Genomic DNA, 16,740 nt, shown 5'->3' with positions numbered 1-16,740 from the left:
GCGAAAGAGGCTCTCCCGACCAGATCAGCTTCTGTTATGCATAGACTTCCCCGGACAGCCCTGCGCGAAAGCGGGGAATCCAGTACGCCGCGGCTTCTCCGCACCTCTCGCTGTCTCTGGACACTGGAGCGCCCGGTCGAGCCGGGCGATGACATCCGAGGATGTCGGGCGACCAGCGCGTTGTTCAAAACCGGCGCGCAAGCCCGGCCTCACTTCTCCGCCAGATAGACCTCGCCCAGCAGCGAGGAGTTCGACCACGGCACCTGCTTGTTCTTGGTGCTCGAGACCACCTCCGCCCGCACCCGCGTCAGCATCTGCTGCACTTCCAGTCCGGGAGTGCCGATATGGCGGGAGAGCGCGGCGGAGAACGGCGAGTTGGCGCCTTCGCCGTCGAGCGCGACCTGGCCCGGCGCGGTGGCGAAGGCGATCAGCGTGCCGGCGCCCAGTGTCGCGCCGCTGCCGAGGCTGGTCGGTGCGGCGAGACCGGAAGCGCCCTCGATGCCGCGGCTGCTGACGGCGGATGCGACCTGCTGCGCCATCGGATTGTTGCGGCAGGCATCGAAGATCAAGATGTTGGTGCGGACCTGGTCGTCGAGGCCGGCCATGATCGTGTCCATGTCGATCATCGCTTCCGTCATGCCCGCGCCCGGCTTGAGCGCGACGTCGACGGGAATGAGGTAGTTGCGGCCGTCGACTTGCACGCCGTGGCCGGCATAATAGACCACCGCCACCTGCGCCCGGGCCGCCTCGCGCAGGAAGTCGCGCGTCATCTTCTGCATCGCGGCGCGGTCGAGATCGACGCCCTCGGAGACGGTGAAGCCGATGTCACGCAGGCTCTTGGCGACGGCGCGCGCGTCGTTGGCCGGATTGGGCAGGGGCTTCACATGCGCGTAGGCGCCGTTGCCGATGATCAGCGCCATGCGTGCGCCGCGAGCGGCCGGACCGGGCGAGGGCGCCGGTGCCGCGTCGGTCCGCTGCGGAGCAGGCGTGGTCGTCGGCTGCGTTGTGGGTGAGGGCGCATCGCGCGGGATCGGCGCGGCGGCGTCCGTCACGAGCGATAGACGCACCTTTGCGGTGGCTTGATTGGCCTTGCTGCCGGCGTCGGACGCCACGATCGCGAGCGTCGCCTTGTAATCGTCGCGCGCGTGCGCGTAGTCACCCTTGGCCTCATAGGCCAGCGCGCGATGGGTATAGGCGGAGATCAGGACGCTGTTCGGCGGCGTCATGATGTTGACCGGCGGCTTGTCCTTGGCGAGCCGGATCGCCTCGCTGCCGTCGGCGATGGCGCGATCGAGATCGCCCTTGGCGCGCCAGATCGCGGTGCGGTTGATCAAGGGCTGCGGCAGTGTCGGATGGAGCCGGATCGCCTGGTTGATGTCGGCGAGCGCACCGTCGAGGTCGCCGAGCGCTTCCTTGGCAATGCCGCGGTTCTGGAACGAGAATGCCGATTTCGGATCTGATTTGATCGACATGTCGTAGTCGGCGATCGCCTTGGCGTAGTCGCCCTTGCCGCGCCAGGCATTGCCGCGATTGTGGAAGATGGTGCCGCTGGGCGGTCCGAGCTTCAGCGCGTCGTCGAAATCGCTGATCGCGATCTCGTAGTCGCCCTTGTCGTAATAGGCCGATCCTCTGAGATTGTAGGCGGCCTGGCTCGGCTGCAGCCGGATCGTCTCGGTGGCGTCCGTAATGACTTTCGAATAGTCGCCCTTCTTGTTCCAGCCCACCGCGCGCCAGAAATGGATCGTCGCGAGCTGCTCGCCGCGAAACACCTTCAACGCGATGATCTTGTTGCAGGCATCGATCATCTTGTCGGCCGGTGTCGTGTCGGTGGTGCAGAGCGGCCCAAGCTGGTTGCGCGCCTGGGCGGCCGCGGGCGCGGACCACAGGGTTGCGGCGAGCAGGCTGAGCGCGACGAGCAGGCGGCGCATGGCGGTGACCCCATCAGAACAGTGAAGCGCGTGTTTGTTGCCCGGCGCGGCGCAGGGGTTCATTAGGGCGCATGGCACAAGCGGCGGGGGGCGCAGCCGGAATCGCTATTCCCTGAGTGGGCAGATTTTGCTACGAGGTGGGTCCCAACTCTCCTGCCCACCGCGTCCCACCCATGAAGAACGACGAAATCCTCAGCCAGATCACCGAGTTCTGCCGCACGGCGGACATGGCGGAATCGACGTTTGGCCGGCGTGCGGTGAACGATGGGAAGCTGGTGCACCGTCTGCGCGAGGGCAAGCGCATCACCATCGACACGCTGGAGCGCATCCAGGCCTATATGGCGGCCTCGATGGCCGGCGGCGTGCCGCCGCCGCGGGGGCTTCAGGTGCCGCCCGAAAAGCGCGACCCGCGCGGCAATTTTCGTTTCTTCGAGAACCGCCAGAAATACCTGCTGTTCGTCCACACCTGCAGCGAAAAGCGGGTGGTCGCGGACAGGGTTGCGCTGGAGCTTTCCTCCATCCATCCGCGCCCGCCGGCTCTCCGTATGTTCGACGCCGGCGTCGGCGACGGCACGGTGCTGGCGCGGGTGCTGCGCGCGACACATCAGCGCTACCCGCACATGCCGTTCTACGTCGCCGGCAAGGAGCTCAGCCTCGAGGACCTGCGGCTGACGCTGGAGAAGGTGCCGGACCGCATTTTCGAGCATCCGGCGTCGGTGTTCGTCTTCACCAACATGTTTTATTCGGAGGCGCCCTGGCTCACGCCGGCATCGCCTGCGGCGGCGGCTGCGACCGTCTGGCACGAGGTCCCGCTGCGAGGGGGCTCATCGGGCGAGTTCGAGCAGCAGATCGCCGAGCTGCGGCCATTCCTGGAGCAGAACTGGCGCGCCGCGATCAGCCCGCGCACGGCCATGCCGCTCTATGAGCGGCCCGTGGTCCTCGTGCTCTACCGCGAGGATCACAGGTTCCTGCTGGATTCGACCATTCCGCGGCCGGGCCAGACCGAGGCCAATTTCGACCTCGTCATCGCCTCCCAGCCCTACCGGGCCCTGTCCTCGGTCAACTTTCGCGCCAAGCGGATCATCGCCCCCCTGGCGCGGGCGCTTCGGCCCGGCGGGCGGCTGATCGGTATCCACTCCCATGGCCAGGATCCCGGCATGGAAATGATCCAGGCGATCTGGCCTGGAGAAAATCCTTTCGCGGTGAGCCGTCATGAGCTATTGCGCGCCGTTAAGTATGAACTCGGATCGTTGGGCCGCGACTTAAACTTTAATGCTTATGCGGATAACCGCTCGATCTTCAGGTATGATATGGAAGCGCTGCCCAACGAGGTCACCGGGACGATCGGAACCTCGACAGCCTTTGCAGCGTGGAATGCGGCGGTGTATGTCGCTCAGATTGAGGACGACCGGTTGACAGAAATGACTCAAAACGGCCGCACTCTGGATGCCGCCAGGGACGTGCTGCGGAAGTACAATGGGCTCTGGTTTCTCGACGAATCCTACGTCATCTCGCGCCGGCGTGATTGACTTCATTCACAGGTAAATATCGCAAACGCCCGCCGGCTTAGTGGCGGAACAAGGGGTTACTGATGCGCGCGTCCTATCTCTTCACCAGCGAGTCCGTGTCCGAGGGTCATCCGGACAAGGTGTGCGACCGGATTTCCGACGAGATCGTCGATCTGTTCTACCGCGAAGGGCCGAAGGCCGGCATTGACCCCTGGCAGATCCGCGCCGCCTGCGAGACGCTCGCGACCACCAACAAGGTGGTGATCGCCGGCGAGACCCGCGGTCCGAAGTCGGTGACCAACGAGCAGATCGAAGGCGTCGTCCGCGGCGCAATCAAGGACATCGGCTACGAGCAGGAAGGCTTCCACTGGAAGACCTGCGACATCGAGATCCTGCTGCATCCGCAGTCGGCCGACATCGCCCAGGGCGTCGACGCGCTGCAGCCGGGCGAGGTCAAGGAAGAGGGCGCTGGCGACCAGGGCATCATGTTCGGTTACGCCACCAACGAGACGCCCGATCTGATGCCGGCGCCGATCTTCTACGCTCACAAGATCCTGCGCCTGATCTCCGAAGCCCGCCACTCCGGCAAGGAGAAGGTGCTCGGTCCGGACTCCAAGAGCCAGGTCACCGTGCAGTACGAGAACGGCAAGCCGGTCGGCGTGCGCGAGATCGTGGTCTCGCACCAGCACCTGGTCGAGGACATCTCGTCCAAGCAGATCCGCGACATCGTCGAGCCCTATGTGCGCGAGGCGCTGCCGAAGGACTGGATCACCCCGAAGACGATCTGGCACATCAACCCGACCGGCAAGTTCTTCATCGGCGGTCCCGACGGCGACTCCGGCCTGACCGGCCGCAAGATCATCGTCGACACCTATGGTGGTGCGGCCCCGCATGGCGGCGGCGCATTCTCCGGCAAGGATCCGACCAAGGTCGACCGTTCGGCGGCCTATGCTGCGCGCTATGTCGCCAAGAACATCGTTGCCGCCGGTCTTGCCGACCGTTGCACGCTGCAGCTCGCCTACGCCATCGGCGTGGCGCGTCCGCTGTCGATCTACATCGACACCCACGGCACCGGTAAGGTTCCGGAGGAGCAGCTCGAGAAGGCGGCCGCGCAGGCAATGGATCTGACGCCCCGCGGCATCCGTACCCATCTCGACCTCAACCGTCCGATCTACGCGCGCACCTCGGCCTACGGCCATTTCGGCCGCACGCCCGACAACGAGGGCGGCTTCTCCTGGGAGAAGACCGATCTCGTCGAGCAGCTCAAGCGCGCGCTCTAAGTCACTTGCGTCGTTCTGGGGTGCCGCAAGCACGGCGTCCCCGGAATCTCGAACTGCTGGATTCCGGGTTCGCTCGTTTCACGAGCGGATCCGGAATGACGAGCCAAACAAACAGGAACCTCCCATGAACGCGAAGCCCGGCTTCACCGATTACATCGTCAAGGACATTTCGCTCGCCGATTTCGGCCGCAAGGAGCTCTCGCTCGCCGAGACCGAGATGCCCGGCCTGATGGCCACCCGCGAGGAGTACGGCCCGAAGCAGCCGCTGAAGGGCGCGCGCATCGCAGGCTCGCTGCACATGACGATCCAGACCGGCGTGCTGATCGAGACGCTGGCCGCGCTCGGCGCCGACATCCGCTGGGTCTCCTGCAACATCTATTCGACCCAGGATCACGCTGCTGCCGCGATCGCGGCCGCCGGCATTCCGGTCTTCGCCGTCAAGGGTGAGAGCCTGACCGAATATTGGGACTACACCGCCAAGCTGTTCGACTGGCACGGCGGCGGTCACCCGAACATGATCCTCGACGACGGCGGCGATGCCACCATGTACGTTCATCTCGGCCTGCGCGCCGAGAAGGGCGATACCGCCTTCCTCGACAAGCCGGGCTCCGAAGAGGAGGAAATCTTCTTCGCGCTCCTGAAGAAGCAGCTCAAGGAGAAGCCGAAGGGCTACTTCGCCGCGATCGCCGAGAGCATCAAGGGCGTGTCCGAAGAGACCACCACGGGCGTGCATCGTCTCTACGACATGCAGAAGGCGGGCACGCTGCTGTGGCCGGCCATCAACGTCAACGACAGCGTCACCAAGTCGAAGTTCGACAACCTCTATGGCTGCCGTGAATCGCTGGTCGACGGCATCCGCCGCGGCACCGACGTCATGCTGTCGGGCAAGGTCGCGATGGTCGCCGGCTTCGGCGACGTCGGCAAGGGCTCTGCCGCCTCGCTGCGCCAGGCCGGCTGCCGTGTCATGGTGTCGGAGGTCGATCCGATCTGCGCGCTGCAGGCCGCGATGGAAGGCTACGAGGTCGTGACCATGGAAGACGCCGCGCCCCGCGCCGACATCTTCGTCACCGCCACCGGCAACAAGGACATCATCACCATCGAGCACATGCGCGCGATGAAGGATCGCGCCATCGTCTGCAACATCGGTCACTTCGACAACGAGATCCAGATCGCCTCGCTGCGTAACCTGAAGTGGACCAACATCAAGCCGCAGGTCGACGAGATCGAATTCCCCGACAAGCACCGCATCATCATGCTGTCGGAAGGCCGCCTCGTGAACCTCGGCAACGCGATGGGCCATCCGTCCTTCGTGATGTCGGCGTCCTTCACCAACCAGACGCTGGCGCAGATCGAGCTGTTCGCCAACAACAAGGACGGCAAGTACAAGAAGGAAGTCTACGTGCTGCCGAAGACCCTCGACGAGAAGGTCGCCCGCCTGCACCTCGCCAAGATCGGCGTGAAGCTGACCGAGCTCCGCAAGGACCAGGCCGACTACATCGGCGTCAAGCAGGAAGGCCCGTACAAGTCGGACCATTACCGCTACTGATCCGATTGCAGTTGCGACACAAAGGCCCCGGAGCGATCCGGGGCTTTTTTTGTTGGACCTTCCTGTGTTACGCTTTCAGGTAGAGCCCAAACAAGCCTGCCACTTCCAGAGCGGGCGGCCGCTTTTTCCTACGTTCATTGTCAGAATGCATATGGAGGAAATGCGATGTCCAGCGAAGCCAATGTTCAGCTGTTGAAGGAAGCCTATCGCCAGTGGAGCGATAGCAAGGGCCAAGACGTGGACTATTGGTTCGACAATGTGATCGGTCCGCAGATCAAGTTCGATTCGATACCGCAGGGAGCCGAGCCGGTGCCCTTTGCCAAGCATTATGACGACCGCACCGAGCTGCGCGGCTATTTCGACGGCCTGCTGGCCGACTGGAGCATGCAATACTACAAGATGGACGAATTCGTTGCGCAGGGCGATGCCGTCGTCGTGCGCGGTGAATGCGCATGGAAGAACAAGAGGAGCGGAAAGGTCGCGACGACGCCCAAGGTTGATTTCTGGCGCTTTGAGAATGGCAGGGCGGTCGAGTACCACGAGTTCTTCGACACGGCCTGCGTAGCGGCTGCAGCCAGCTGATGGTTGCAATTTGCCATGGCGCTGCCATCCTGTGACGAGGGAGAAGCGCCATGACCGAAGCCAAAGAACATTTCGACGTCCTCATCGTCGGTGCCGGCCTGTCCGGCATCGGCGCGGGCTATCATTTGCAGACCAAGTGTCCGGCCAAGAGCTACGTCATCCTGGAGGGGCGCGACTGCATCGGCGGCACCTGGGATCTGTTTCGCTATCCCGGCATCCGCTCCGACAGTGACATGTTCACGCTCGGCTATTCCTTCAAGCCGTGGACCGATCCGAAGGCGATCGCGGACGGGCCGCAGATCCTCAACTATGTACGCGAGACCGCGGCCGAGAACGGCATCGAGAAGCACATCCGCTTCCGCCACCGCGTCAAGCGCGCTTCGTGGTCGACGCCGGACGCGCGATGGACGATCGAGGCCGAACGCATCTCGGGCGAGGGCGCAACCGAACTCGTGCGCTTCACCTGCAATTTCCTGTTCATGTGCTCGGGCTATTACAAATACGAGGCGGGCTACACGCCGGAGTTCAAGGGGGCCTCGGATTTTGCCGGCCGCATCGTGCATCCGCAAAAATGGACCGAGGACATCGACTATGCCGGCAAGCGCGTGGTCGTGATCGGCTCAGGCGCCACCGCGGTGACGCTGGTGCCGGAGCTCGCCAAGAAGGCGGCACAGGTCACCATGCTGCAGCGCTCGCCGACCTACGTGGTGTCGCGTCCGGCGCAGGACCCCGTCGCCAACAAATTGCGCCGCAACCTGCCGACGCGGCTGGCTTATCATGTCATCCGCTGGCGCAACGTGATGTGGGGGATGTTCTTCTTCCAGCTCAGCCGGCGCAGGCCCGCAAAGGTGAAGGACCTCATTCTCAAGGGCGTGCAGATGGCGCTCGGTCCCGACTACGACGTCGCGACCCATTTCACCCCGCGCTACAATCCCTGGGATCAGCGGCTCTGCCTGGTGCCCGATGGCGACCTGTTCAAGGCGATCCGCGAGCAGCGCGCCAGCGTTGTCACCAGCGAGATCGACACGTTCACGCATGACGGCATCCGTCTCAAGGACGGTCGCGAGCTCGCGGCCGACATCATCGTGACGGCGACCGGGCTGGTGCTCCAGGTCGTCGGCGGTCTCGAGGTGAGCGTCGACGGCCGTGCCGTCGATTTCGCCAAGACGCTAACCTACAAGGGCATGATGTATGCCGACGTGCCCAACATGGCCTCGGCCTTTGGCTACACCAACGCGTCCTGGACGCTGAAATGCGATCTCACCTGCGAATATGTCTGCCGTCTCATCAATTACATGGACCGGCACAATTTCCGGCAAGCCATGCCGCATAATGACGACCCCGAGATCACCGCCCAGCCGTCGCTCGATTTCACCTCGGGCTATGTGCAGCGCTCGGTCGCAAAAATGCCGAAGCAGGGCTCGAAGCAACCATGGCGGCTCTACCAAAACTACGCGCTCGACATCGTGTCCCTGCGCTTTGGCCGGATCGACGACGGCGTGATGCGCTATTCCTGACGGCTGCTCTATGCGTCGTTTTACGTATTCGGCCGCGCAGCTGAATCGGCGACGCTGCCGAACGGTTAACGCCGGATTAGGAGATCGGTCCTAGCCTGTCTCGGCCGGGGTTACTCGCAAGGCCGAGGTAAGCCCAATGGAAGCCCAGAGAATTGCAGTCGACGCCGTCGTTGCGCTGACAGACTGCGATCGCGATGCCGTCATCGCCTTCATCCGCCGGCTCTATCTCGCCGGCGTTACCGATCCCAAGCGCCTGACATTCAAGGGCCTGCAGGCGCTGTCGCGGGCGTGATCCGGTCGGTTTCGGCGATTCCAGCCCCGGGTTCCGCCCGGGCGCTCTCTCCAGCGTGATTGCAACCCACCGGTGAATATCTTGCCGCTCGGACCGGGTCGGGGTAGATCACGTCCCCGGCTGGGTTCAGTTGGGAACTGGGGAAATGTTGAAACAGCTTTTTGCGCCGCAACTTGTCATTTTGTATGTGCTGGCGGCCTCGACCATTTACGTTCACTTCCGCGGCAAGCAGCGGTTGCGCTTCGCGCGCCAGCTCGGCGATCACTCGACCTATCTCGCGCCCTACAACGTGCTGATGTATGCGGGCTCGGCGGTGCCGAACAAGCCGGTGATTTCGGTCGAGCAGTTTCCGGAGCTGAAGCCGCTGAGTGAGAACTGGGAGACCATTCGCGACGAGGCCGTGCGCCTGTTCGACGAAGGGTTCATCCGCGCGGCTGCGAAGAACAACGACTGGGGTTTCTACTCGTTCTTCAAGAGCGGCTGGAAGCGATTTTACCTGAAATGGTATGACGACTTCCTGCCGTCGGCGAACACGCTGTGCCCGAAGACGGTGGAGCTGCTCAAGTCGATCCCGAGCGTGCACGGCGCGATGTTCGCGATGCTGCCGCCCGGCGGCAAGCTCGGCGCGCACCGCGATCCCTTCGCGGGCTCGCTGCGCTATCACCTCGGCCTCGTCACGCCGAACTCGAACAAGTGCCGCATCCTGGTCGACGGCGTCGAATGCGTCTGGCGCGACGGCGAGGCCTTCATGTTCGACGAGACCTTCATTCACAGCGCCGAGAATGCGACCGACGTCAACCGCATCATCCTGTTCTGCGACGTCGAGCGCCCGATGAAATATGGCTTCATGACCGCGATCAATCGCTGGGTCAGCCATCACATCGTCAAGGCCTCGGCGACCCAGAACGTCGAGGGCGAGAATGTCGGCGTGCTCAACAAGGTGTTCGGCAAGCTCTACGAGATCCATCTCGGCAGCCGCAAGGTTAAGGAGTGGAACCGCAACGTCTATTACACGCTGAAGTACTCGCTGACGGCGCTGATCCTCGGTCTCATCGTGTATTCGGCGCTGAACTGAGGAGCGAAGCTGTAGGGTGGATCCGCGACCTTTCCGCCGTCGCGCGAAGAGCGAAGGCGCAGCGTGGACCGCCCTACGATCCCCCCTTACCTCGCAGCGAAGGCCACGAGCTGAACGCCGGCGGACCCAAGGATCGCGGCGAGAATGTATCGCGTTGCCGCTTGCGAGAGCCATCGCAGACCAATCGTGGTTCCTACCGCGGCACCAGCAAGCGCACCCAAGGCGTAGAGCCAAGTCTGGGTCGACGCCATCTGTCCCGCGTGGAGTGCGCCAATCAACCCGACGATGGAGTTTCCCAGTATGAATGGCGCCGAAAGCGCCGCCGTCTGCCTGGGTGATGCCCAGCGCATCCCGACCAGGATGGGGGCGAGGAAAACCCCGCCGCCGACGCCGGTAAGCCCGGAGATGAACCCGACACCTGCGCCCGTAAGTATCGCCGCCCAGAGCGGGGTCGCGCGATCTGCAACATCGTCGTTGCTCCGTCCGAACAACAGGACGACAGCGGCGAGCATGAGCACGAGGCCCGTGACCGTGTGGTAGATGCCTTCGGCCAGAACGATGGATGCGCCGGCAAAGGTGGTCGGCAGTGAGGCGATCAGAAGCGGCTTGAGTTTCGCCCAGTCGATGTAGCTGCCGCGATTGAAGAGCCACGTGGAATAGGTCGCCGCGACGATATTCAGCAACAGAGCCGTTGGCCGCATTTCGTTTGGAGGAAACGAGGCAAAGGCCATCAAGGCGAGAAATGCCGTTCCTCCAGCCTGACCTACCGTCGCATAGAGAAGCGAAACGACGGCGAACCACGCAGTCAGCATGTCCTAGTGATGGTGCCTGTGTCCCCCGGAGCCATCGGCGCGCTGATAGCCGCGCAGCTCCGCGTATCGCTGCATTTGACGATGATCCAGCAATGCTGCCGTTGACAGATGATATTTCAGATGGCTTTCGCGCAGCAGTGCCTGGGTTTCCGAGATGGAAACGAGAGCGGATTTGAGTGACTCTGAAGTCACTGCGCGGCTTGAGAAGAGATTGTCCAGCTCCCGCTCTTGCTCGACAAGCTTGCTGCCCAGAGGGACCGACTCTTGCTTCATGGCATCGAAGAGCCGCTGAATCTGGATGCGCTGGTCCGGGGTCAGCTCCAGGCGATCGCCGAGCTCGAGAACATGGCTCGGACCCGGATAGCCATTGAGTTCGGCGGCAAGCGCCAAGCCCATACCCCGCCCAGCCGTGAGGTCGTCGATCTGCTGCTGGGAGAGTGCCTTGATCGGGCGTTGCTCAAGGCCGGCATAGGGCTGGCTGGATTGCGCGCTGGCAGCGTTGGACGTGGCGACGAGGGTAGCCGCAAGCAGGAGAAGGCGTCTCATGAGTCTGGCTCCATGAAAATCGGCCCGGTTCGCCGATCAATCGGCGCCGGAACTCCCAGGTCAGATATCTTGCTGGACGGTTCGTTGCATGGCAACAGGATTGCCTTGATCGAGCGGCCAAACATGGAGCAGGCAATGGCCTCGTTGCCACTTGCGAACACCGAGATCGTTCAATTCTTCCGGCAGTGGCTGGACACGTTCGCGGGCTATGTCCGCGAGGTCGACTACGCCTCGGCGCGGCCGCTGTTCCACCCTGATGTGCTCGCCTTCGGCACACATAACGATGTCATTCCCGGTCTCGATCAATGGGTCACGACGCAGTGGGACAACGTCTGGCCGAAGACGGCCGAGTTTCGTTTCGTGCTCGATCAGTGCTCGGTCCTGGCATCCTCCGACGGCACGATGGCGACGGTGATCGCGCCGTGGACGAGCACGGGCTATCATCCCGACGGCAGCACATTTGCACGTCCCGGCCGGGCGACGATGGTGTTTTCAAGAGAGAGCGACGGATGGCTCTGCGTGCACTCGCACATGTCGCTCAATCGCGGTGTGCCGCAGGCGTCTCACGCCAATCGGCCGGTGAAAGCCTGGTAGACCGCGACCGCATATTCGAGACGCGAAAGGCCCCGGAGATGTCCGGGGCCTTTCGATTTCGAGATGCAGTTCAACCTATTCAGGCTGGCCGATGCTGACCTTCAGCGTGCCGACGCCGTCGACGCCGCATTCGAGCTTGTCGCCCGGCTGGAGCTGCGACACGCCGGCGGGCGTGCCGGTCATGATGATGTCGCCAGCGGCGAGCTTCACCTGCTGGGAGAGCTGCCAGATCGTCTCCGGCACGTTCCAGATCATCTGCTCGAGATCGCCGGTCTGGGCTTCCTTGCCGTTGACCGTGAGCCAGATCCGACCCTTGGTGGGGTGACCGATCTTCGAGGCCGGCTGCAGCGCCGAGGCGGGCGCGGAGCCGTCGAACGACTTTCCGATCTCCCACGGACGCTCCTTCTTGCGCGAGGCGATCTGGAGGTCGCGGCGGGTGAGGTCGATGCCGACGGCGTAGCCGTAGACGTGATCCAGTGCTTTGTCGGCGGGGATGTTGAGCCCGCCGCTCTTCATCGCGACGATCAGCTCGACCTCGTGATGCAGATCCTTGGTCAGCGGCGGATAGGGGATGGTGGCGCCGTCGGGCACCAGCATGTCGGCGTGCTTGGCGAAGAAGAACGGCGGGGCGCGCTCGTCATTGCCCATCTCGCGGATGTGCTCGAGATAGTTGCGGCCGACGCACCAGATGCGGCGCACCGGAAAGCGGCCGCTTTCTCCGACGACGGGGAGCGATGCCTGGGGTGGAAGCGGGATGACGTAGGAGGCGGCGTTCATGCGGGTCTCGCGGCTCTTGAGGTTGACGAGGAACTCTAGGCGGTTGCGCTGAGCGGCGCCAGAGCGCCGGCATCGTGATGTTGCAAGCGGAAGAACGAGGCATAGCGCCCGCCGCGGCGCAGCAGATCGTCGTGCCGGCCCTGCTCGACGATCTCGCCGCCCTCGACCACCAGGATGCTGTCGGCGTGCATGATGGTGTGCAGGCGGTGCGCGATCACGATGGTGGTGCGGTTTCGGCAGAGGTGCTCGATGGCCTCCTGTACCTGCCGTTCAGACTCCGAATCCAGCGCGGCGGTGGCTTCGTCCAGAAGGATGATCGGCGCATTCTTGATCAGTGCACGCGCCACCGCGATGCGCTGGCGCTGGCCGCCGGACAGTTGCGCGCCGTGCTCGCCGACCGGCGTGTCATAGCCGAGTGGGAAGCTCATGATGAAATCATGCGCGCAGGCCGCTTTCGCCGCCTCGATGATCTCGTCCTCGCTCGCGCCCGGCTTGCCGAAGGCGATGTTGCTGCGGATGGTGTCGCGGAACAGGTAGACGTCCTGGCCGACATAGGCGGTCTGCGCCCGCAGCGATTTGCGCGAGACCGCGCCGATCGACTGGCCGTCGATCACGATGTCGCCTTGCGTGACCTCGTGGAAGCGCAACAGCAGCGCCAGCACGGTCGACTTGCCGCCGCCGGATGGGCCGACCAGCGCCGTGACCTTGCCTGGCTCGGCAACGAAGCTCATGCGGTTGAGCACGGTCTCGCCCGAGCGATAGGAGAAGCTGACGTCGCGCAGCTCGATGCGGGCATCGGAGAGCTTCAGTGCCGGCTTGTCGTCGTCGGAATGCTCGCTCGCCGGGCTGTCGATGATCTCGAGCAGCATGCGGGCGCCGACCAGCTGGCTGTTGAGGTCGATGTTGAGCCGCGCCAGCCGCTTGGCCGGCTCGGTCGCCATCAGGAACGCGGTCATGAACGAGAAGAACGCACCGGGCGTGGCGTTGAGCGCGACCACGCTGTAGCCGCCGTACATCAGGCAGCCGGCGACGGCGAAGCCCCCCAACATCTCCATCAGCGGGTTGGAGCGGTTGGCGACGCGCGCCATCTTGTTGGCATTGCGCTCGACGATCGCGATGTTCTCGTCGATGCGCTTCTGCATCGTCTCTTCCAGCGTGAACGCCTTGACGGTGCGGATGCCCTGCAGCGATTCCTGCATCGTCTCCATGATGTCGGCGGTGCCGGTGAACTGGTTGAAGGCGAGGCCCTTGATGCGCTTGACCAGCTTGCGCAGCACCAGCATCGCCGGCGGCACGGCGACGAGGCCGATGAACGACATCAGCGGGTCCTGCCACACCATCACGCCGATCATGGCGAGCAGCATCAACAGGTCGCGCCCGATGGCGTTGACCAGCATGTTGAGCACGTCGGTGATCGACTTGGCGCCGGCCGTGAGGCGCGCGAGGAATTCGGACGAGTGCCGCTCGGAGAAGAAGCCGACGCTCTCGCGCATCAGCTTGGCGAACAGCTGGCGCTGGTTGGTGGCAAGGATGGCGTTCGAGATCTTGGTCAGGATCACCATGTGGCCGTAGGTGGCCACGCCCTTGATGAAGAGCAGGAGCACGGTGATGCCGGAGAACATCGCGATGCCCGGGATGTTCTTGTCGACATAGGCCTGGTTGATGACCTGGCCGAGCACGTAGGTCGCGCATGCGGTCGCGCCGGCGGCGACCGCCATCAGCGCGAAGGCGACGAGGTAGCGCCGCCAGTAGACGATGCCCTGTTCCGTGACGAGGCGGCGAATCAGGGTCGCAGCCGCATAGGGATCGTCGGTGATTTTCTTTGGAGACTGAGCCATCCGGGGTCCATTGACGGCGCAGGACAAGCCTGCCCGCGCGTCAGGGATCGAACGGCCTCTGTGCCCGCTCAGCTACGGTTTTTCAAGCCCAATTAAGGGCTTGCGCTGGGGATGAATTTAGGCGGAGGCGGCCTGGCGGAGCTCGCCATGGCGCTCGTGGAACAGCTTGTCCTCCCAGGCCAGCGCGTGGGCCGCGATGGTCTCGAGGTCCTCGTATCGCGGCTTCCAGTCGAGCAGGCCGCGGATGCGGCTGGTGTCGGCGACCATGGTCATGATGTCGCCGGGCCGGCGCGGGGCGTATTGCACCGCGAAGCTGCGGCCCGACACCCGGCGCACGGCGTCGATGGTCTCGAGCACCGAATAGCCGCGGCCATAGCCGCAATTCAGCGTCGTCGAGGCGCCGCCGTTGCGCAGATAGGCCAGGGCCGAGCGATGCGCCTGCGAGAGGTCGGTGACGTGGATGAAGTCGCGGATGCAGCTGCCGTCGGGCGTCGGATAGTCGGTGCCGAACACGTCGATCTTGGCGCGCTGGCCGGTCGCGGCCTCGACCGCGATCTTGAGCAGATGCGTGGCGCCGACCGTGGCAAGCCCGATGCGCGCGTGCGGATCGGCGCCGGCGACGTTGAAATAGCGCAAGGTGACATACTGCATGCCGTAGGCGGCGGCGACGTCGTGCAGCATGATCTCGGTCATCAGCTTCGACGAGCCGTAGGGCGACAGCGGCCGCGTCGGCGCGTGCTCGGGCACCGGCACCTGGTCCGGATTGCCGTAGACGGCAGCGGTCGAGGAAAAGATGAATCGGTTGATGCCGCGCTTGACTGCCACGTTCAGCAGGTTGCGCGCGGTCATGAAGTTGTTGCGGTAGTAGCCGAGCGGATCGCGCATCGAATCCGGCACGACGACCGAGCCCGCGAAATGGATGATGCTCTCGATGTTGTGCTGGGCGATCACGCCCTCGAGCAGGTTCTCGTCGCCGGCGTCCCCAATGAACAGCGGCACGCCCTCGGGCAGATAAGCGGAGAAACCGGTCGAGAGATCGTCGATCACGACCACGTCCTCGCCGGCTTCCGCCAGCGCGAGGACCGTGTGACTTCCGATATAGCCGGCGCCGCCGGTGACTAGCACAGTCATGATCTCACCCGTCTTCGATCAACGCGCAAAACTAGCGCTTGCGTGGTGAAGAGGGGGTATCGGCGCGGCTGAACTGGTCACTATGCTTAATGTTGCGTATAGGGGGCCTGTCAAACGGAGCGCGACGTGGCCAATTTTCCCGGCGATCTCGAAGTGATCGTGCCAAATCTGCACAGGCGCTATTCCGGGGTCACTGCGACCAACCGGATGGTGGCGCCGCGGCTGGCGAAGCTGTATCGCGCGGCGTGGCTCGGCTCGGACGCGCCGGCGGGCATCGCGCGTCTCGGCGTTGGCGATCTGCTCAAGCTGTGGCGGCGCAGGGCGCCGTTGATCTGGCACGCGCGGCGCAACAACGAGATGATCGCCGGCGTCGTGCTGCGCGCACTCGGCTGGCCGCTGAAGCTCGTGTTCACCTCGGCAGCACAGCGGCATCACTCATGGATCACGCGCTGGCTGATCCGGCGCATGGACGCGATCATCGCGACGTCGGATATCTCGGCATCGTTCCTGAAGGTGAAGGCGACCGTGATCCCGCATGGCGTCGACACCGACGTCTACGCGCCGCCGATCGACCGCACAGCTGCCTTCGCGGAAGCCGCGCTGCCGGGCCGCTACGCCATCGGCTGCTTCGGCCGCGTGCGCGCGCAGAAGGGCACCGATGTGTTCGTCGATGCGATGTGCCGGCTGTTGCCGCGCCATCCGGATTTCACAGCTGTCATCGTCGGACAGGTCACGGCCGAGCAGACGCCGTTTGCCAACGATTTGAAGAAACGGATCGAGGCCGCCGGCCTGCAATCGCGCATCGTCATCACCGGCGAGCTCCCGATCGAGGCGGTGCAGCGCTGGTATCAGCGGCTGACGATCTACGCCTTCACCTCGCGCAATGAAGGCTTTGGCCTGACGCTGATCGAGGCGATGGCGGCGGGGAGTGCGCTGGTTGCCGCACGCGCTGGAGCTGCCGAACTCGTGGTCGAGGATGGCGTCACAGGCGTGCTGATCCCGACCGGTGATGCGGACGCGCTGGCTGCCGCGCTGGAGCCGCTGATGCGCGATGTGGCTGCGGCGACCGCGATGGGCGAGCGCGGGCGCGCGCGGGTGCTCGCAAAATTCAGTCTCGATGCGGAAGCGGCGCAGATCGGGGAGGTCTATCGGCCGCTGCTCTGAGCCCGACGTCGTACCGGCCAATCGAAATCGCGAAAACAACCCCATGCACAGTAGGAGGGGTGAGCCGAATCAATGGCTTGGCGTTCAGTGCGAAACCGTGCAGATCCCGCGAGATCAAATTTGACGCGTCAGGCAAAACACCGGCGGGAG

15 protein-coding genes are annotated in these 16,740 nt (G+C 64.1%); 9 read left to right on the top strand and 6 right to left on the bottom strand.

Features of this window, described 5'->3' with window-relative positions:
* Window positions 1-209 precede the first annotated feature (209 nt).
* Window positions 210-1,928 carry a caspase family protein gene (locus CO669_RS29805; protein ID WP_097664757.1) on the bottom strand — a complete coding sequence of 573 codons (1,719 nt, stop codon included), beginning with the start codon at window positions 1,926-1,928 and terminating at the stop codon, window positions 210-212.
* 173 nt (window positions 1,929-2,101) lie between these two features.
* On the opposite strand from CO669_RS29805, the gene CO669_RS29800 reads away from it, so the two are divergent.
* The 7 genes from CO669_RS29800 (at window position 2,102) to CO669_RS29775 (ending at window position 9,728) form a co-directional block, all read left to right on the top strand.
* Window positions 2,102-3,457, top strand: a complete 1,356-nt coding sequence (locus CO669_RS29800; protein WP_097664750.1) for a hypothetical protein — start codon at window positions 2,102-2,104, stop codon at window positions 3,455-3,457.
* 62 nt (window positions 3,458-3,519) lie between these two features.
* Entirely contained in the window at window positions 3,520-4,716 is a 1,197-nt protein-coding gene (metK, locus tag CO669_RS29795; protein ID WP_097664730.1) for a methionine adenosyltransferase, read from the top strand.
* A 124-nt stretch (window positions 4,717-4,840) separates the two neighbouring features.
* Window positions 4,841-6,262: an adenosylhomocysteinase gene (ahcY, locus tag CO669_RS29790; RefSeq protein WP_097664728.1), complete on the top strand. Its 1,422-nt coding sequence runs from the start codon at window positions 4,841-4,843 to the stop codon at window positions 6,260-6,262.
* Window positions 6,263-6,427: 165 nt separating this feature from the next.
* Window positions 6,428-6,844, top strand: a complete 417-nt coding sequence (locus tag CO669_RS29785; protein ID WP_097664726.1) for a nuclear transport factor 2 family protein — start codon at window positions 6,428-6,430, stop codon at window positions 6,842-6,844.
* Between the two features lie 50 nt (window positions 6,845-6,894).
* Window positions 6,895-8,361: a flavin-containing monooxygenase gene (locus CO669_RS29780; protein ID WP_097664724.1), complete on the top strand. Its 1,467-nt coding sequence runs from the start codon at window positions 6,895-6,897 to the stop codon at window positions 8,359-8,361.
* A gap of 136 nt (window positions 8,362-8,497) precedes the next feature.
* Window positions 8,498-8,653, top strand: a complete 156-nt coding sequence (locus CO669_RS36190; protein WP_007612486.1) for a hypothetical protein — start codon at window positions 8,498-8,500, stop codon at window positions 8,651-8,653.
* Window positions 8,654-8,798: 145 nt separating this feature from the next.
* Entirely contained in the window at window positions 8,799-9,728 is a 930-nt protein-coding gene (locus CO669_RS29775) for an aspartyl/asparaginyl beta-hydroxylase domain-containing protein (protein WP_097664722.1), read from the top strand.
* An 86-nt stretch (window positions 9,729-9,814) separates the two neighbouring features.
* Here CO669_RS29775 and CO669_RS29770 read toward each other — a convergent pair whose 3' ends face one another.
* Both CO669_RS29770 and CO669_RS29765 read right to left on the bottom strand, forming a co-directional pair.
* Window positions 9,815-10,540 (bottom strand): sulfite exporter TauE/SafE family protein, encoded by a 726-nt coding sequence (locus tag CO669_RS29770; protein WP_097664720.1) that lies wholly within the window; start codon window positions 10,538-10,540, stop codon window positions 9,815-9,817.
* Between the two features lie 3 nt (window positions 10,541-10,543).
* Window positions 10,544-11,086: a Spy/CpxP family protein refolding chaperone gene (locus CO669_RS29765; protein WP_097664718.1), complete on the bottom strand. Its 543-nt coding sequence runs from the start codon at window positions 11,084-11,086 to the stop codon at window positions 10,544-10,546.
* Between the two features lie 135 nt (window positions 11,087-11,221).
* On the opposite strand from CO669_RS29765, the gene CO669_RS29760 reads away from it, so the two are divergent.
* A complete protein-coding gene (locus tag CO669_RS29760) occupies window positions 11,222-11,680 on the top strand; it encodes a YybH family protein (protein ID WP_097664798.1) in 459 nt (152 codons plus the stop codon).
* Between the two features lie 75 nt (window positions 11,681-11,755).
* On the opposite strand, the gene CO669_RS29755 is transcribed toward CO669_RS29760, so the two are convergent.
* From CO669_RS29755 to galE, 3 genes are all read right to left on the bottom strand, one after another.
* Complete coding sequence (locus CO669_RS29755) at window positions 11,756-12,457, bottom strand: fumarylacetoacetate hydrolase family protein (RefSeq protein ID WP_097664716.1); 702 nt, start codon at window positions 12,455-12,457, stop codon at window positions 11,756-11,758.
* A gap of 35 nt (window positions 12,458-12,492) precedes the next feature.
* Window positions 12,493-14,295: an ABC transporter ATP-binding protein gene (locus CO669_RS29750; RefSeq protein ID WP_097664714.1), complete on the bottom strand. Its 1,803-nt coding sequence runs from the start codon at window positions 14,293-14,295 to the stop codon at window positions 12,493-12,495.
* 117 nt (window positions 14,296-14,412) lie between these two features.
* Window positions 14,413-15,426: a UDP-glucose 4-epimerase GalE gene (gene galE, locus CO669_RS29745; RefSeq protein WP_097664712.1), complete on the bottom strand. Its 1,014-nt coding sequence runs from the start codon at window positions 15,424-15,426 to the stop codon at window positions 14,413-14,415.
* Between the two features lie 126 nt (window positions 15,427-15,552).
* Between galE and CO669_RS29740 the strand changes: the two genes are divergently transcribed.
* Window positions 15,553-16,590 carry a glycosyltransferase family 4 protein gene (locus CO669_RS29740; protein ID WP_097664710.1) on the top strand — a complete coding sequence of 346 codons (1,038 nt, stop codon included), beginning with the start codon at window positions 15,553-15,555 and terminating at the stop codon, window positions 16,588-16,590.
* Window positions 16,591-16,740: the final 150 nt, after the last annotated feature.

This window comes from Bradyrhizobium sp. Y36, from assembly GCF_002531575.1.
GTDB lineage: Bacteria > Pseudomonadota > Alphaproteobacteria > Rhizobiales > Xanthobacteraceae > Bradyrhizobium.
Note: the sequence above shows the minus strand (reverse complement) of the source record. Positions and strands in the feature narration are given on the sequence as shown.

Bases quoted from the DNA above. Each gene is read 5' to 3' on its own strand.
- CO669_RS29750 (WP_097664714.1), bottom strand. From the start codon at position 14,295: ATGGCTCAGTCTCCAAAGAAAATCACCGACGATCCCTATGCGGCTGCG.
- CO669_RS29800 (WP_097664750.1), top strand. From the start codon at position 2,102: ATGAAGAACGACGAAATCCTCAGCCAGATCACCGAGTTCTGCCGCACG.
- CO669_RS29785 (WP_097664726.1), top strand. From the start codon at position 6,428: ATGTCCAGCGAAGCCAATGTTCAGCTGTTGAAGGAAGCCTATCGCCAG.
- galE (WP_097664712.1), bottom strand. From the start codon at position 15,426: ATGACTGTGCTAGTCACCGGCGGCGCCGGCTATATCGGAAGTCACACG.
- CO669_RS29775 (WP_097664722.1), top strand. From the start codon at position 8,799: ATGTTGAAACAGCTTTTTGCGCCGCAACTTGTCATTTTGTATGTGCTG.
- CO669_RS29755 (WP_097664716.1), bottom strand. From the start codon at position 12,457: ATGAACGCCGCCTCCTACGTCATCCCGCTTCCACCCCAGGCATCGCTC.
- CO669_RS29765 (WP_097664718.1), bottom strand. From the start codon at position 11,086: ATGAGACGCCTTCTCCTGCTTGCGGCTACCCTCGTCGCCACGTCCAAC.
- CO669_RS36190 (WP_007612486.1), top strand. From the start codon at position 8,498: ATGGAAGCCCAGAGAATTGCAGTCGACGCCGTCGTTGCGCTGACAGAC.
- CO669_RS29770 (WP_097664720.1), bottom strand. From the start codon at position 10,540: ATGCTGACTGCGTGGTTCGCCGTCGTTTCGCTTCTCTATGCGACGGTA.
- metK (WP_097664730.1), top strand. From the start codon at position 3,520: ATGCGCGCGTCCTATCTCTTCACCAGCGAGTCCGTGTCCGAGGGTCAT.
- CO669_RS29760 (WP_097664798.1), top strand. From the start codon at position 11,222: ATGGCCTCGTTGCCACTTGCGAACACCGAGATCGTTCAATTCTTCCGG.
- ahcY (WP_097664728.1), top strand. From the start codon at position 4,841: ATGAACGCGAAGCCCGGCTTCACCGATTACATCGTCAAGGACATTTCG.
- CO669_RS29805 (WP_097664757.1), bottom strand. From the start codon at position 1,928: ATGCGCCGCCTGCTCGTCGCGCTCAGCCTGCTCGCCGCAACCCTGTGG.
- CO669_RS29780 (WP_097664724.1), top strand. From the start codon at position 6,895: ATGACCGAAGCCAAAGAACATTTCGACGTCCTCATCGTCGGTGCCGGC.